At 70.8% G+C, this 13,196-nt stretch carries 27 protein-coding genes; all 27 read left to right on the top strand.

Features of this window, described 5'->3' with window-relative positions; genetic code table 11:
• Positions 1–42 precede the first annotated feature (42 nt).
• The 27 genes from ACWF79_RS14010 (at position 43) to ACWF79_RS13880 (ending at position 13,193) form a co-directional block, all read left to right on the top strand.
• Positions 43–279 carry a hypothetical protein gene (locus tag ACWF79_RS14010; RefSeq protein WP_453728333.1) on the top strand — a complete coding sequence of 79 codons (237 nt, stop codon included), beginning with the start codon at positions 43–45 and terminating at the stop codon, positions 277–279.
• Positions 276–731: a hypothetical protein gene (locus ACWF79_RS14005; protein ID WP_453728332.1), complete on the top strand. Its 456-nt coding sequence runs from the start codon at positions 276–278 to the stop codon at positions 729–731. The genes ACWF79_RS14010 and ACWF79_RS14005 overlap by 4 nt, the downstream gene beginning before the upstream one ends.
• The gene (locus tag ACWF79_RS14000) at positions 728–1,201 is read left to right on the top strand and encodes a WhiB family transcriptional regulator (RefSeq protein WP_453728331.1); all 474 of its coding nucleotides are present in this window, start codon (positions 728–730) and stop codon (positions 1,199–1,201) included. The genes ACWF79_RS14005 and ACWF79_RS14000 overlap by 4 nt, the downstream gene beginning before the upstream one ends.
• Positions 1,202–1,212: 11 nt before the next feature.
• Entirely contained in the window at positions 1,213–1,539 is a 327-nt protein-coding gene (locus ACWF79_RS13995) for a hypothetical protein (RefSeq protein WP_453728330.1), read from the top strand.
• Between the two features lie 44 nt (positions 1,540–1,583).
• The gene (locus ACWF79_RS13990; protein WP_453728329.1) at positions 1,584–1,937 is read left to right on the top strand and encodes a hypothetical protein; all 354 of its coding nucleotides are present in this window, start codon (positions 1,584–1,586) and stop codon (positions 1,935–1,937) included.
• Between the two features lie 70 nt (positions 1,938–2,007).
• Positions 2,008–2,577 carry a hypothetical protein gene (locus ACWF79_RS13985; protein ID WP_453728328.1) on the top strand — a complete coding sequence of 190 codons (570 nt, stop codon included), beginning with the start codon at positions 2,008–2,010 and terminating at the stop codon, positions 2,575–2,577.
• Positions 2,577–2,840 (top strand): hypothetical protein, encoded by a 264-nt coding sequence (locus tag ACWF79_RS13980; protein ID WP_453728327.1) that lies wholly within the window; start codon positions 2,577–2,579, stop codon positions 2,838–2,840. The genes ACWF79_RS13985 and ACWF79_RS13980 overlap by 1 nt, the downstream gene beginning before the upstream one ends.
• Positions 2,840–3,175 carry a hypothetical protein gene (locus ACWF79_RS13975; RefSeq protein ID WP_453728326.1) on the top strand — a complete coding sequence of 112 codons (336 nt, stop codon included), beginning with the start codon at positions 2,840–2,842 and terminating at the stop codon, positions 3,173–3,175. The genes ACWF79_RS13980 and ACWF79_RS13975 overlap by 1 nt, the downstream gene beginning before the upstream one ends.
• Entirely contained in the window at positions 3,172–3,309 is a 138-nt protein-coding gene (locus ACWF79_RS13970) for a hypothetical protein (RefSeq protein ID WP_453728325.1), read from the top strand. The genes ACWF79_RS13975 and ACWF79_RS13970 overlap by 4 nt, the downstream gene beginning before the upstream one ends.
• Positions 3,306–3,653, top strand: coding sequence for a hypothetical protein (locus ACWF79_RS13965; RefSeq protein WP_453728324.1), 348 nt, complete (start codon positions 3,306–3,308; stop codon positions 3,651–3,653). The genes ACWF79_RS13970 and ACWF79_RS13965 overlap by 4 nt, the downstream gene beginning before the upstream one ends.
• Before the next feature lie 46 nt (positions 3,654–3,699).
• A complete protein-coding gene (locus ACWF79_RS13960) occupies positions 3,700–3,924 on the top strand; it encodes a hypothetical protein (protein ID WP_453728323.1) in 225 nt (74 codons plus the stop codon).
• Positions 3,921–4,358, top strand: a complete 438-nt coding sequence (locus ACWF79_RS13955; protein ID WP_453728322.1) for a hypothetical protein — start codon at positions 3,921–3,923, stop codon at positions 4,356–4,358. The genes ACWF79_RS13960 and ACWF79_RS13955 overlap by 4 nt, the downstream gene beginning before the upstream one ends.
• Before the next feature lie 4 nt (positions 4,359–4,362).
• Positions 4,363–5,004 carry a hypothetical protein gene (locus tag ACWF79_RS13950; protein WP_453728321.1) on the top strand — a complete coding sequence of 214 codons (642 nt, stop codon included), beginning with the start codon at positions 4,363–4,365 and terminating at the stop codon, positions 5,002–5,004.
• Positions 5,005–5,184: 180 nt separating this feature from the next.
• Positions 5,185–5,907 (top strand): hypothetical protein, encoded by a 723-nt coding sequence (locus tag ACWF79_RS13945; protein WP_453728320.1) that lies wholly within the window; start codon positions 5,185–5,187, stop codon positions 5,905–5,907.
• A gap of 17 nt (positions 5,908–5,924) precedes the next feature.
• Positions 5,925–6,074 (top strand): hypothetical protein, encoded by a 150-nt coding sequence (locus tag ACWF79_RS13940; RefSeq protein WP_453728319.1) that lies wholly within the window; start codon positions 5,925–5,927, stop codon positions 6,072–6,074.
• Between the two features lie 7 nt (positions 6,075–6,081).
• Positions 6,082–6,582: a hypothetical protein gene (locus tag ACWF79_RS13935; protein ID WP_453728318.1), complete on the top strand. Its 501-nt coding sequence runs from the start codon at positions 6,082–6,084 to the stop codon at positions 6,580–6,582.
• Positions 6,579–7,196 carry a hypothetical protein gene (locus ACWF79_RS13930; protein WP_453728317.1) on the top strand — a complete coding sequence of 206 codons (618 nt, stop codon included), beginning with the start codon at positions 6,579–6,581 and terminating at the stop codon, positions 7,194–7,196. The genes ACWF79_RS13935 and ACWF79_RS13930 overlap by 4 nt, the downstream gene beginning before the upstream one ends.
• Positions 7,197–7,371: 175 nt before the next feature.
• The gene (locus ACWF79_RS13925) at positions 7,372–7,551 is read left to right on the top strand and encodes a hypothetical protein (RefSeq protein WP_453728316.1); all 180 of its coding nucleotides are present in this window, start codon (positions 7,372–7,374) and stop codon (positions 7,549–7,551) included.
• A 156-nt stretch (positions 7,552–7,707) separates the two neighbouring features.
• Positions 7,708–7,935: a hypothetical protein gene (locus ACWF79_RS13920; RefSeq protein WP_453728315.1), complete on the top strand. Its 228-nt coding sequence runs from the start codon at positions 7,708–7,710 to the stop codon at positions 7,933–7,935.
• Between the two features lie 16 nt (positions 7,936–7,951).
• A complete protein-coding gene (locus ACWF79_RS13915) occupies positions 7,952–8,227 on the top strand; it encodes an HNH endonuclease signature motif containing protein (protein ID WP_453728314.1) in 276 nt (91 codons plus the stop codon).
• Entirely contained in the window at positions 8,224–8,496 is a 273-nt protein-coding gene (locus ACWF79_RS13910) for a hypothetical protein (RefSeq protein ID WP_453728313.1), read from the top strand. The genes ACWF79_RS13915 and ACWF79_RS13910 overlap by 4 nt, the downstream gene beginning before the upstream one ends.
• A 14-nt stretch (positions 8,497–8,510) precedes the next feature.
• Entirely contained in the window at positions 8,511–8,948 is a 438-nt protein-coding gene (locus ACWF79_RS13905) for a hypothetical protein (protein ID WP_453728312.1), read from the top strand.
• 249 nt (positions 8,949–9,197) lie between these two features.
• Entirely contained in the window at positions 9,198–9,482 is a 285-nt protein-coding gene (locus tag ACWF79_RS13900; protein WP_453728311.1) for a hypothetical protein, read from the top strand.
• A 142-nt stretch (positions 9,483–9,624) separates the two neighbouring features.
• Positions 9,625–10,980 (top strand): terminase, encoded by a 1,356-nt coding sequence (locus ACWF79_RS13895; protein ID WP_453728310.1) that lies wholly within the window; start codon positions 9,625–9,627, stop codon positions 10,978–10,980.
• Entirely contained in the window at positions 10,977–11,135 is a 159-nt protein-coding gene (locus ACWF79_RS13890) for a hypothetical protein (RefSeq protein ID WP_453728309.1), read from the top strand. The genes ACWF79_RS13895 and ACWF79_RS13890 overlap by 4 nt, the downstream gene beginning before the upstream one ends.
• The gene (locus ACWF79_RS13885) at positions 11,132–12,463 is read left to right on the top strand and encodes a phage portal protein (RefSeq protein WP_453728308.1); all 1,332 of its coding nucleotides are present in this window, start codon (positions 11,132–11,134) and stop codon (positions 12,461–12,463) included. The genes ACWF79_RS13890 and ACWF79_RS13885 overlap by 4 nt, the downstream gene beginning before the upstream one ends.
• The gene (locus tag ACWF79_RS13880; protein WP_453728307.1) at positions 12,447–13,193 is read left to right on the top strand and encodes an HK97 family phage prohead protease; all 747 of its coding nucleotides are present in this window, start codon (positions 12,447–12,449) and stop codon (positions 13,191–13,193) included. The genes ACWF79_RS13885 and ACWF79_RS13880 overlap by 17 nt, the downstream gene beginning before the upstream one ends.
• The last annotated feature ends 3 nt before the right edge of the window (positions 13,194–13,196 follow it).

Raw genomic sequence — 13,196 nt, 5'->3', positions numbered from 1 at the left:
GACCACGTCAGGCACAGCACCTGTCCCCGCTGCGGCGCCCCAGTGCTCACCGCGAGGGCTGGCCGAGTCGCCGCGCTCGACGTGATCGCCGACCCGGAGCCGGTCGACCTCGCTGCCGAGATCCTCGCCCGCCTCGACGGGCGCCTCACCTGGCGGCTCATCACCACCGCGCTCGGCGTACAGCGCATCGCCTGGCGCGACCCCCAATTCCCCAGCGCCCACCCCGTCATCGCCGACCACACCTGTCCGCCCCAGCCCGTCCAGGAGGCCCTGCTGTGAACCCCATCCCCCGACACTTCACCCTGGCGCTCCCGCCCGGGCTGAAGCTCCTCAACGCGAACCAGCGGGTACACCACCGCGTCCGCTCGGAAACCACCAGCCGCATCCGGGCCGCCGCGATGAACGCCTGCTCCGAAGACCCCACCATGCGTGCCGCCCTCGTCCTCGCCAGCGCCGACCCGCTGCTCCGCCACGCATACATCCTCGGAGTGCTTCACCCTCCGTCGCGGCGCCGCGCCGACCCGGCGAACTGGTACCCGTCGTTCAAGGCCGCCATCGACGGGATCGTCGACGCCGGGGTCCTGGAGGACGACGACCACACCCGCCTCGTCGGACCCGACATGCGCATCGGCCCGGTCACCCGCGGCGGGCAGCTCGTACTCCACATCCAGGAACTCACCACGGAGCAGCACGCGATGTTCCAGTGGGCAGGACAGGCGGCCGCATCATGACGAACATCCGCCCGTGCTCCGCCGACCCGGAGCTGTTCTTCGCCCCGCTGAAGGCCGACCAGGAGAAGGCCGCCGCCATCTGCGCTGGCTGCCCCTTCAGGACCGAGTGCGCACAGTACGCCGTCGACAACCAGATCCTCTGGGGCACGTGGGGCGGCCTTACCGAGCGTGCCCGCCGTCCCAAGAAGGCCCGGCCCCCGAAGCCGCCAGCCGTGTGCGGAACGTCTATCGCCTTCTGGCGCCACCGCAGCAAGGGCGAAGCCTGCGAGACCTGCGACGCCTGGCGTGCCGCAGAGGTCGAGGCCGACCGCCGCCAGCGTCTCGCCGCGGAGCACGCCACGGGCGGCACCCAGACCGGCTACCAGCTGCACATGCGCCTCCAGGAACCCATCTGCGAGGCCTGCCGCGAGGCCAACCGCGCGGCGTGCCAACGCTCCCGCCGTCGCCGCGCCCACACCCCCGCCGCCTGAAGGAGACCCACATGCCCGACACCCAGCCGCTCGAAGCCCGCTGCGACCACTGCAAGCAGACCCGGCCCCTGTTCCTCTACGAAGCCGACCACGACTTCCACATCACCGGCATCACCTGCGAATGGTGCCGCCACGACAAGCAACCCCTCCTCTGCACCCGGTGCTGGAGCGCCGAGAAGCAGCGCGAGGAGAGCACGCCGCTGCCCGCGGAGGACCAGGCCGCAGCCGACTTCTTCGTCCGCGTCTGCGAGAACAACCGCCGGTACGTCGAACAGGCCGACGCCGACAAGGCCGCCTGCGACGGCATCGCCCAGGCCACCAACGACCAGCCCGCCTGACCGCCGATCCGGTTCCACCCGCCCACGCACACAGGAGACCCGACATGTCCCAGCCCCTTGGCCTCAACGAACTGCTCGCCATGGCCCCCATCCCGCCCGGCACCGAGGCGTACCCCAGCCAGATCGGCATCTACTGCGACGACTGCGGCACCACCGTCCTCGGCGACTACATCGTCCACACCGGCATGACCCAGAACGAGTGCTACGGCGTGGCCCGCCGCCACCTCACCGACAACGCGGGCTGGGACTGCGGCGCCGCCGGCGACCTCTGCCCCGGCTGCAAGGCCGACGAGCCCGGCATGTGCCCCGCCTGCGACACGGCAGCCATTGAGCGCTGCGTCGGCTGCGGCTCGTGCCGGTGCGACACCCACGAGCAGTGCACCCGCCCCGCCTCGTGATGCACGAAGGCCGCCCCGGGGCTAACGGGGCGGCCTACCCCCTCACCGTACCGACCACCAGGAGAAGACCGTGACCGACCGCCTGTACGCCGCCGCCCAGCGAGCCCTGTCTGCCCTCGACGACCTGATGCGCTACCACGATGACCCCGGGGCCGAGTGCTTCGGCGCCCGCTACGAGCTGGCCCAGGCGCTCATCCCCGCCGCCGGGGTCCGGGACGCCGCCCGCCACGCCGCCGGACAGCCCGCCGCCGACGAACCGCAGGACCACCCCGCAGCCGAGCTGTACGTCCTGCTCCGCAAGGCAGGAGAAGACCGCGACACCGCGCAGCAGCTGATCTACGCGCACGCCGCCATGGCGATCCGCCAGCACACCGCGATCAACGGCGACACCTCGCCCGCCGTCGAGCAGCCGGCCGAAGCACAACCCGCCGAAGCGCACGAGTCCGCGCGGATCCGGATCATCAACCACCCCGGCGTACTCGCCACCGCCGACACCCAGATCGCGGCGCTCCTCGACGAGTACCGGGCCGAGATCCTCCGCGAAGCCGCCGAGACCGGCCGCCGCCTCAGCCGCGACGGCTACAGCGCGCAGGAGATCGCCAACCACCTGGACCGCATGGCCGTCGAGGAGACCCGCTGATGCCCACCCACACCCGCACCCACGTCCACGTCACCTTCGCCAACCCGCACCTCACGTGCGAGTCCTGCGAGCAGCCCGTCACCAGCTGGCACAACAACGACGCCTGCGGCTGCGACTCCCTCTGCTGGAACGTGCCGTGCCGCCATGTCGCCGACACCCGCAACACGTGCCCCTCGTGGGACCCCGTCGACGGCTGCCAGTGCCTGGAACACCTCGGCCACGTTCCCCACCCGCCCGCCCAGGCCGACGAGGAGACCCGCTGATGCCCACCCCCGCCGAGCCCACGGTCCGCGCCGTCGAGTACACCGTCAACTGCGTCCCCGAAGGCGACATCAACGCCCACGGCTTCGAAGTCCGAGTCCAGTACCGCGGCAACGGCCGGTACGCCGTCATCCGCCACGGCGACATGTGCCTCGGCGCCGACGGCACATGGGCCTTCGGCGTCAAGGAGTACGACCGCGGCGACGACTGGCTGAACGCGCACCGGTTCGACCTCGACACCGCGCTGAAGCTCGCCAAGGAGCAGGCGCCGCTCGTCACCGTCAACGGCTACACCGTTGCCGACGCGCTCCGCATGGCCGACGAGACCGCCCCGTGAGCGCGTTCCTCGACCTCCTCGCGGCGGCCGGTGTGGCCGCCGCCTGGTACCTCGCCGTCAGCCTCGCGTTCGGCACCCTCATCGCCGCCATCGGCTACACCCGCAACACCATCCGCGACAGGAGCACCCGATGATCCTCAACCTCACCCCGCACCCCATCCGCGTCTACGGCCGTGAGCGCGAAGACGGCACCGACGACCTCAACCTCCACCTGAAGTACGTCATCGAGCCCGAGCCCACCCCCGCACGCCTCGCCGTCATCGAACTCGGCACCCAAGCCGACGGCATCGAACTCGTCGAGTACGGCCACACGGAGAACCTCCCGCGCAAACGAGACGGCTACCGGTACGTCGTCTCCCTGCCTGTCGCTCTCGCCATGGCCCCCCGCCGCAGCGACCTCCTCGTCCCGTACCTGGAGGTCCGCAACGCCACAGGGACCGTCATCGGCTGCCGACACCTTGCCCAGGTCGTCGGATGAGGCCCGCCGCCCTCCTCCTCGCCCGACACATCCACCGGAGCCCACGATGACCCAGCCCGACTCCCCATCGATCACCGCCCTCGACGGAGGGCCCGCCCTGATCTACGTCGGCAGCACTGACGCGCAGGACGTCCGCCTCATCAACTACGCCGACCGCGGAGCCATTGAGGACCCCCGGGAACGAGCCCTGTGCCGCGCCCTCCTGGTGCACGCCCTCGCGCTTCTCGACGCCACCGAGCCGACCAGCCCGACCGGGGCGAGCGCCCGATGACCCAGCCCAGCCCCGCCGAGCACTGCGGCCACCAGCCCGACCGCCTCGTTAGCCGCCGCCTCACCGAGTGCGTGCTGCGCCCCGGGCACTCCGGCAGCCACGCCGACCAGACCGGCATGCGCTGGTGGATGGCCAAGCAGGCGGACGCACCGACCCGGCACACGGTCGACAGCATCACCAGCGACGCCCTCGACCAGCTGTACGCCGACCTCAACTGGGCGCGCGAGCAGCTCCTCGCCGCCCAGCAGGAGACCACCGACGCCGTCACCCGCGCCGAGCGGGCCGAGGCCGCCGTCGAACGTGTCCGCGCCGAGCTGGACGCCATCGACCGCGACCGCGCACGGCTCGACGACGACTGCGACGCCTTCGGCGGCGGTTACGCCGACGCCGTCGCCCGCATCCGCGCCGCCCTCGACGAGCACCAGGAGCAGTGACCCGATGACCGACTGCGGCATGTGCGAGACCCCGATCGAGCACGGCTACCTCTGCCCCGGCTGCACCCGAGCCCTCGCCGACCGGCTCCAGCGCATGCCGCACCTCTACGCCACCCTGGAGCCCTTCCTCGCCCCCGGGGCATCCGGAGACACCACCAGCGGACGCACGGGCCGCAGCGAGGCGCCCCTGCCCGTCGTCGAGCACGTCCTCGACCTACGCGGCCCCGGCGGCATCGTCGGCATCCTGGAGGACTGGCACCGCACCCTCCAGCACGACCGGCGACTCCGACCCCCGGCGGTCTACGGCTCGATCGAGGGCCGCATCCGCCGCACCTCCGCCGCCCTCGCCCGCAACGCCCCCTCCCTCGCCGTCGAATGGCCCGCCGCCGGACCGTTCGCCCACGAGATCCGGGACCTTGAGACAGCAATCGAGACGGTCACTGGAGCGGCCGAGCGACCCCCACGCGGGATGCGTCTCGGGCCCTGCCCGGCTGAGCACACCGACGGGACGCTCTGCGGCGCGGTCCTCTGGCTCCCCCCAGGCGGGCAGCTCGTCACCTGCTCGTGGTGCTCACACACCTACCCGCCAGGCACATGGGCGCAGCTGAAGCAGCTCATCGACCACGACGAGCGAGCAGCCGCCTGAGACGCCCCGGGGTGGGTGAGCAGCCCCGTCAACTCACCCGCCCCGGGATTGTCACAAACCGTGACGTACCGCCAACTACCGTGCTAAAGTGCGGGAGTTGAGACACGAAATCGGCCCCCACCCCGGTGCTACCAACACCGAACTGAGGGCCTCACCACCGAGAGACCTGGAGATCTCGCCGTGGCTATCAGCGATCGTATCCCGCTGCCCTGGACCCGGATCAACCGCGCGTCCCACCCCACCTCACCCACCCCCTGGTGGGTTCGAGCCTTCACCGCCGGCGGACGCCCCATCGTCGCCGTCGTCGTCCTCATCATGTGCGCCCCCGGCGAGCACCACCTGGCCGTCCTCGCCGGATGGGACAGCCACCTCGCCTGGGGCATGGCCGGAGTCCTCGCCGCCTACGCAGGCATCGCCGCCGCCGTCGCGAGCAACCGCCCCACCGGCGCCCCCGGGAAGCGCTCCGCCATCGCTGGCGCGTTCCTCTCCCTCGGCGCCGCCATGGCCGCTCAGCCCGTCAGCCACGCGTTCGTGACCGGGCACCTCACCAGCGAGCCGCGCACACCTCTCTGGCTCGTCATCGTCGTCTCGTGCGTCCCGCCGCTCGTCCTCGGGCACCTCCTCCACCTCGCCGCCACCCCCGTGACGGCCCCGGCGCCCACTCCGGCCGAGCAGGCCCCTGAGACGCCCGAGCAGACCCCCGCCGAGGACGAGACGCCCGACGCGGCCCCTGAGCCGCCACGCTTCCTCACCACCCGCGAAGTCGCCGACCGCTACGGCGTCACCGTCTCAACGGCGCGCACATGGAAGGACCGCGGCAAGATCCGGCCCGCGCTCGTCGACCCCTCGCTGGGCAACTTGTACGACCCCGAGACGCTGCCGCCCGTCGCCGCCACCAGCTGAGCACCCCGCCCCGGCTCATGCCCGGCTTCGGCCTGCTCTGCCTGCTCGCAGCCCTCGGCGGGCTGCTCGGACTCTGCGCACTCGCGCTCCACGACGTCCCACCCGTCCTTGGGACCGTCGCCCTCATCCTCACCCTCGCCGCGCTCGGCGCGGCCCTCCTCACCTGAGGCCCCCATGACTCCCACCCTCGGCGCCGTCCTCGTCGGCTCCGCCTTCCTCATCTGGGAACTCGCCGTCTGGTTCCCCAGCATCAAGGCCCTCCAGCACAACGCCGTCGCCCAGCTCGGGAACCTGCTCCCCTTCCTCATCTGCTGGTGCATCGGCGCCCTCACCGTCATGGTCGTCGGCGGCCTCGTCGGCTGGATCGGCGACACCGCCCTGTGGAGCCTCAACACCTTCGGAGACGGCCTCCTCGTCTACGGCGTCGGCGCCCAAACCGGCACCGCACCCGGCTCCACCGCCGCACCCCTCACCCAGGGCGGCCTGTTCATGACCGCGCTCGTCCTCGTCGGCTTCCTCGCGCGGCGGAAGAAGGGCGCCTGCGGCTCCAAGTGGCGCGGCTGGGGCGCCGGCGTCGGCCTCGGCCTGTCCGCTGGCATCGCCCGGTACGCCGCAGTCCCCCTCGCCTCGGCAGTGAACCTGTCCGGCGCCTGGTTCACCGGGGCCGTCACATGACCGCGCCCGAGCCCGCCGACGTCGTCGAGCCGGAGGAGCAGCCGAGCAAGCTCGCGGGCGGCTGCGTCCTCGCCATCGGGGCAGCCCTCGCCGGGGGAGTCGTCTACGCCGTACCCGAGCTCGGCTACACCGTGGCGGGCCTGGGCGCCGCGACCGGATACCGCCGCGCCCGCGCCTGGGCCCTCGGGCGACGCAAGCGGGCCACCGAGGAGGAGCCGGAAGCCGAGGACGTTATCGACATCGTCGCGACGCTTCATGAACTGTCCCCGGCCGGCGCGCTGCACGTCCGCCTCACCGAGCTTCAGGAAGCGACCGGGCTGCCCGACACGAAGGCCGTCCGGGCGCTCCTCGACGACGACGAGATCCGTGTCCGTACGGGCGTCCGCGCGGGCGGGAAGAACGGGCCCGGCGTCCACTCGGACGACATCCCCCGCTGGCCCTGCGGCCCCTCTTCGGAGGGTTGTTGGTGCACGTCAGACGCCAACACCAACGCCAACAACACCCTGGAGAGCGACCCCGAGAAGGGGTTCCGTGTAGAGCACACCGGCCAGGCCGGAACCACCGTCTACGACCTCTCCGAGACCCGCCGACACCACGCGACCACCAAGAGTTGAGGAGCCTGCCATGGACTACTGCGCAAAGTGCGGCTGGTGGAGCAAGCCCCGCTGCGGCCACTGGACTGCCACACTGGAGCCTCGCGCCGGGTAGTGCCCGGCAACCAGCCCCGCCACGCCCCCCGTCGTGGCGGGGCCTCTGCACGCCAGGCACCTGTGGGCGCATCATGTCCCCATGGCCACACCGCTCCTCGTCGACACCCACGCCGCATCCGCCGCCACCGGAGCCCGTCCCGGCACGATCCGTATCTGGCTCCACCGCGGGCGCCTCACCCACCACGGCTACGACCGCGCCGGCCGCGCGCTCCTCGACCTCCACGAGCTTCAGCAACGCCTCGCAGGCAAGGCCGCTTGAACCTGAGGCTCGCGGGGTGTAACACTGGCCCCACGTCCGGCGTGCCCGGACACGAGCGCACAGGCCCCGACCACCCACCCTGGTCGGGGCCTTCGTCATGTCACGAGACGGCCACGAGCCCTCACGCGGGTGTCACGAGCCGCGACAATCGCGCGCATGCCAGACACCGCGCCCAGACCGCGCCTCGCCCGCAGCAAGAAGATCGTGATCACCTGCCTCCTCCTCATCGGCTGGACACTCCTCGCCAGCCAGTGGCAAGGCAAGCACTGCGACTTCATCCCCCAGTCCTACTTCCTCGTCATCACCCACGGCACCCCCGACGCCAACGAGGGCTGCGAAGAGACCACCTTCGGCACCTCCTACACCGACGAGTACCGCACCTGACAGGAGGCGAGCGCCCGTGGCAGCCAACCCGCGCAACGGGCGCCCCTACCGCCGCCTCGTCGCCCAGGTGAAGGCGCTAGGGATGCCCTGCGCCCGCTGCGGCGGCTACATCAACCCCAACCTCGACCCGCGTAGCGGCTGGTCGTTCACCCTCGACCACATCGTGCCCCTCAGCCGCGGCGGCAGCCTCCTTGACCCCGCCAACGCCCGCAGCATGCACCGCCGCTGCAACTCGGCCAGGGGCAACAGGACCGGCACCACGGCCCCGCAGCACACCTCACGGAGGTGGTGAGCATGGACGCCGAGCAGAGCCGCGCGGACTGGATCGCCAACGAGCACGGCCGGGCCCAGGCCAGCGCCGTGTACTGGGCCGACCGCGCCGTGCTGGAGCATGAGGAGGCCCAGCACTACGAGGCCCAGGACCGCAGGCAAGCTCAGGAGCACGCGGCGTTGTCCACCGAGGCAAGGCACCTTGCCGAGATGTGGGCCTGCGTTGCAAACGCCCTCTCCCCCGCCCGCCTCGCGCCTCTGCCCCTCACCGCCGACAGGACCGAACCCTGACCGAGGGGTGACCCGTGCTGTACGTCGTCACTGGCCCGCCGGCCGCAGGTAAGTCGTCGTGGATCCAGGCGCACGCGACCGCGCGTGACATCGTCATCGACCTGGACCTCATCGCCAGCGCTCTCACCGGGCCAGGGGCGCCGCAGTGGAACCAGGATCCGCACGTACTGAGGGTGGCGCACCGTGCTCGGTACGCCGCCATCGATGAGGCCCTGCAGCTCTGCGACAAGGTCGACGTCTACCTGATCCACACCATGCCCAGCGCCAAGGCCATGGCCAAGTACAAGCGGCACGACGCCAAGGTGATAGCTGTCGACCCAGGCCACGACATCGTCATGGCCCGCATCGAAGCCATGCGCTCCCCCGAGATGCAGCGTGTTGCCAGCCGCTGGTACAGCCAGCGCAAGAGCTTGCCACAGCCCGCCATGCCCCAGGCATCCAGGGAATGGTGACCGCCCAGCACCCGCCACCGCATCGCGTTACAACGAGCGATCGAACTTGTTCAGCGACCTCACCATCAGCCCTGCTCAGGGGCTGGCAGGGAGGGAGTGGATCAAAACTTCAGGGCAGGGCCGGGCGACCCAAAAGCCCTTCTCGCCCGATTTTTTGCGCGGCCATTTGAAAACGCTATTCACCCGAGTCTGACAGTTCGGGCAAATAGCGACTCTCCGTAACATCACGGACAGTGACGGGGGTTGATCATGGCCGCCGATGAAATCCGCGCAGAGCTTGACAAACTCGGCGTCCGTCAGGTTGCCCCCGGGCTCGCCGAGGTGGCCATCACCCTCGCCGAGTCCCTCGACGCGATCCCGATCGGGGACGCGCCAACAGCCCGCGCCGTCGTCGCCCGCGAGCTCCACGCCCTCATGGTCCGCCTCCGCGCGCTCGCGCCCGTCCAGGAGCAGGGGGACAGCGTCGATGACATCGCTCGCCAGCGAGAGAAGCGCCGCGCCGACGCCAGAGAGCGGGCCGCAGGCGGAGAGTAGCGGACCGGTCTACGGCTGGCAGACGCCACCGATCCAGACCGCGCCGCCCGCAGCGTCGACCGCAGGGCAAGAAGCCATCGACCTCGCCGAGCGGGCTGGGCTGCACCTTGACCCGTGGCAACAGCACGTCCTCCGCGTCGGCATGGGTGAGAAGCCCGACGGCTCGTGGGCATCGTTCGAGGTCGCGTTCAACGTCCCCAGGCAGAACGGCAAGGGCGGCATCATCGAAGCCCGTGAGCTGTGGGGCCTGTTCATCGGCGGCGAGGAGCTGATCCTCCACAGCGCCCACGAGTTCAAGACGGCGAAGAACGCGTTCAAGCGGATTGAGCGCCTGATCCGACAGACCCCTGACCTGCACAAACGCGTCAAGCACTACCGGCAGACCGTCGGCGAGGAAGGCATCGAGCTGCACACTGGGCAGCTGCTCCGCTTCATCGCCAGGAGCAAGGGCAGCGGCCGCGGCTTCACTGGGCACTGCAACGTCATGGATGAGGACATGATCCTCGGGGACACCGAGATGGACGCCTTGCTGCCCACCATGGCGGCCGTCGAGGACCCGCAGATTTGGTACGCGGGCAGCGCCGGAATCGGGCATCCGTCCGTGCAGCTCGGCCGTCTCCGGCGCCGCGCGCTTGCTGCGATCGAGACGGGGACTCCTGACCCGTCCCTGGCCTACATGGAGTGGTCGGCGGACCCGCACCGGGACGAGTGCCCAGCGGCCTGTGACGCGCACGACGACGCGGCGAGCGACGCGGCGGTGCTGAAGTCCAACCCGGGTGTCGGGTACCGGCTGACGCTGGAGAAGGTCGCCCGCGAGCGAGCCACGCTCAGTCCGGCTGGGTACGCCCGTGAGCGGCTCGGTGTGGGCGAGTATCCGTCGGACGGCACGGACACGTGGCAGGTCATTGGCGAGGACGCGTGGCGGGCGCTGGCCGATCCGAAGGCCAACATGGAGGGCCCGTACTCCTTCGCCATCGACGCGACCCCGGAGCGGACGCACGCGGCCATCGCGGTCGCGGGCCCGTGGCGGGGCGGTACGCACGTTGAGGTGCCCGAGCACCGGCCCGGAATGGGCTGGGTCGTGGAGCGTGCGAAGGAGCTGCACCGCAAGTGGCGGCCACGCTGCTGGGTCGTCGACGAGGGCGGCCCCGCCGGCTCCCTCATCCAAGACCTTGAGGACGCCCTCTCGGAGGTCGAGCAGGAGCTGACGGGTAACCCCGAGGCCCGCGTCGAGGTCGTGAAGCCGAAGGCCAGGCAGATCGCCCAGGGCTGCGGCCAGTTCTACGACGCAGTCTCGGACCAGAGCCTGAGCCACTTCGACCCTCCGCCCCTCGCAGTGGCCCTGGCGGGCGCACAGAAGCGGCCGCTCGGGGACGCGTGGGCCTGGGCTCGGCGCAATGTCGGTGTCGACATTTCCCCGCTGGTGGCCGCCACGTTCGCGAAGTGGGGACAGAGCGTCGAGGTCGAGGAGCCGGAAGGGGCGCCGAACCTGTGGTGAGCGTTGCGCTGTTCGTGCTGGAGGTGCTGTTCGTCCTGGCCGTCGTGGCCGGGGTGGGCATGTGGTCGGTCCCTGCGGGCCTGGTGCTCGCTGGAGTTCTGGGTGTGGTCGCGGTCGAGCGTGAGCAGGCGAGGAAGGCGGTGAAGCGCAGGTGAGTCTCTTCGGGTTGTTCGAGCGGCGGAGTGTGGAGAACCCAGCAACACCGCTGACGTCCGCCTCGCTGGCGCCGCTGCTGGGCGGCGGAGCACCGCTGGATTCCGGCGAAGTGGTCACGGAGACCAACTCCCTGCGCATGCCCGCTGTGTGGCGTGCCGTGTCGGTGGTGGCGAACGTCGCGGCGGCACTGCCGCTGCACACGTACACGGCCGGGACGAAGGACCGGGTCGCGGTCGAGCTGATGGACAACCCGCACCCAGAGCTGACCCGGTTCGAGCTGTGGCGGCTGGTGTACGTGCACCGGCTGCTGTGGGGCAACGCCTACGTGCAGAAGGTCCGCAACGGGGCCGGTGACACCGTGCAGCTGTGGCCTATCCGCCCAGACCGGGTGCAGGTCGAGCGTGAGCGGCCGACGTCGGAGAACCCCAGCGGCAAGGTGTTCTGGGTGCAGACCGAGGACGGTGGGCCGCGCGTGCGGCTGACGTCGCGGGAGATCCTGCACCTGCCCGCGCTGGGGTACGACGGCGTCACCGGCTGCTCCCCGATCCGTGCGGCGGCCCAAGGCATCGGCCTGGGGATCGGAGCGGAGCGGTCAGCGGCCCGGCTGTACGGCTCGGGCAACATGATCTCCGGCGTGCTCCAGACCGAGCAGCGTCTCCAGCCTGACCAGGCGGCGGCACTTAAGGCGTCATGGCGGGCGAAGATGGGCGGGAGTGGCGCGGCACACGAAGTGGCGATCCTGGACTCTGGGGCGTCCTTTCAGCCCGTTACGATGCCCTACCGGGACAGCCAGTTCCTGGAGTCCCGCCAGTTTCAGGTGACTGAGGTGTCCCGCATGTTCGGCGTTCCGCCGTTCCTGCTGATGGCCACCGAGAAGTCCACGTCGTGGGGAACGGGCCTGGAGCAGCAGGCGCAAGGCTTCGTCACGTGGGACCTGGCGCCGACGTGGCTGACGCCGACAGAACAGCGCGTAACCAAGGAACTCCTGCCGACAACGCAGTATGCGAAGTACCAGGTCAACGGCCTGCTGCGGGGCGACTCGGCGGCGAGGGCGACGTTCTACCGGGCGATGCGGGACAGCGGCGCCTACTCGGCGAACGACATCCTCGCGCTTGAGGACATGCCCCCGATCGAGGGCCCCGAAGGCGACATGCGACTGCAGCCGCTGTTCATGGCGCCGCTGGGCTACGACCCGAGTGTCAAGGCGTCGGCGGACCTTCCGCCGGACGCGGACCGCGCGGCGCGCGCCGCCGATCACCTGATGAAGGCGACCGCTCTATTGACGGCGGCCGAGACGGAGGAGGGCAGCGATGCCGAAGACGACTGAGCGCCGCAGCCTGAGTCTGGCCGCGGCGGGACTCCAGGTCCGGGCCGACGGCGACGCCCGCGGGTTCGCCGGGCACGCCGCGGTGTTCAACTCGCGGACCGCGATCGGAAACCCGCTGAGCTGGGGTTTCTACGAGGAGATCGCGCCGGGTGCGTTCACCAAGACCATCAGCGAGGGTGACGCGCGGATGCTCGTCGACCACGACACCCGCATGGTCGTATCCCGGGTGTCGGCCGGCAGCCTGCGCCTGGCCCAGGACCAGGTCGGCCTGGCAGTCGACGCAGACCTCGACGCGCGCCTGTCGTACGTCGGTGACCTGATCGTGAACCTCGACAACCGGAACATCACCGGCATGAGCTTCGGGTTCCGGGTGGTCAAGGACGAGTGGGAGCCGCTGCCCGTCGAGACCGTCGACGGCAACACTGTGGAGACGGAGCTGCGGATCATCCGCGAAGTCCAGCTCTTCGAGGTCAGCGCTGTCACGTTCCCCGCGTACGAGGACACCGACGCCGGACTTCGCTCGGTCGGCATGGCGCTGGCCGCCCGCGGCGACGACGCCGCGTTCGACCGTAGGGCCGCGTACCGGCCCGAACTCAACGACTTCCGCCACGAGCCGGCCGCTGCTGCGGCCACTCGGGGCGACGGCATCACCCAGCCGGGAGAGACCACTGGGGGCCGTCAGGCGATGCACATGAAGGCGCTCGCCGCCCGCTACAGCCTCGCGCTGTAGCCG

It is taken from the genome of Streptomyces sp. NPDC054975, from assembly GCF_053609105.1.
Note: the sequence above shows the minus strand (reverse complement) of the source record. Positions and strands in the feature narration are given on the sequence as shown.

Bases quoted from the DNA above. Each gene is read 5' to 3' on its own strand.
- ACWF79_RS13995 (WP_453728330.1), top strand. From the start codon at position 1,213: ATGCCCGACACCCAGCCGCTCGAAGCCCGCTGCGACCACTGCAAGCAG.
- ACWF79_RS13990 (WP_453728329.1), top strand. From the start codon at position 1,584: ATGTCCCAGCCCCTTGGCCTCAACGAACTGCTCGCCATGGCCCCCATC.
- ACWF79_RS14000 (WP_453728331.1), top strand. From the start codon at position 728: ATGACGAACATCCGCCCGTGCTCCGCCGACCCGGAGCTGTTCTTCGCC.
- ACWF79_RS13880 (WP_453728307.1), top strand. From the start codon at position 12,447: ATGCCGAAGACGACTGAGCGCCGCAGCCTGAGTCTGGCCGCGGCGGGA.
- ACWF79_RS13975 (WP_453728326.1), top strand. From the start codon at position 2,840: ATGCCCACCCCCGCCGAGCCCACGGTCCGCGCCGTCGAGTACACCGTC.
- ACWF79_RS13965 (WP_453728324.1), top strand. From the start codon at position 3,306: ATGATCCTCAACCTCACCCCGCACCCCATCCGCGTCTACGGCCGTGAG.
- ACWF79_RS13930 (WP_453728317.1), top strand. From the start codon at position 6,579: ATGACCGCGCCCGAGCCCGCCGACGTCGTCGAGCCGGAGGAGCAGCCG.
- ACWF79_RS13960 (WP_453728323.1), top strand. From the start codon at position 3,700: ATGACCCAGCCCGACTCCCCATCGATCACCGCCCTCGACGGAGGGCCC.
- ACWF79_RS13925 (WP_453728316.1), top strand. From the start codon at position 7,372: ATGGCCACACCGCTCCTCGTCGACACCCACGCCGCATCCGCCGCCACC.
- ACWF79_RS13900 (WP_453728311.1), top strand. From the start codon at position 9,198: ATGGCCGCCGATGAAATCCGCGCAGAGCTTGACAAACTCGGCGTCCGT.
- ACWF79_RS13950 (WP_453728321.1), top strand. From the start codon at position 4,363: ATGACCGACTGCGGCATGTGCGAGACCCCGATCGAGCACGGCTACCTC.
- ACWF79_RS13920 (WP_453728315.1), top strand. From the start codon at position 7,708: ATGCCAGACACCGCGCCCAGACCGCGCCTCGCCCGCAGCAAGAAGATC.
- ACWF79_RS13980 (WP_453728327.1), top strand. From the start codon at position 2,577: ATGCCCACCCACACCCGCACCCACGTCCACGTCACCTTCGCCAACCCG.
- ACWF79_RS13935 (WP_453728318.1), top strand. From the start codon at position 6,082: ATGACTCCCACCCTCGGCGCCGTCCTCGTCGGCTCCGCCTTCCTCATC.
- ACWF79_RS13895 (WP_453728310.1), top strand. From the start codon at position 9,625: ATGGGTGAGAAGCCCGACGGCTCGTGGGCATCGTTCGAGGTCGCGTTC.
- ACWF79_RS13940 (WP_453728319.1), top strand. From the start codon at position 5,925: ATGCCCGGCTTCGGCCTGCTCTGCCTGCTCGCAGCCCTCGGCGGGCTG.
- ACWF79_RS13955 (WP_453728322.1), top strand. From the start codon at position 3,921: ATGACCCAGCCCAGCCCCGCCGAGCACTGCGGCCACCAGCCCGACCGC.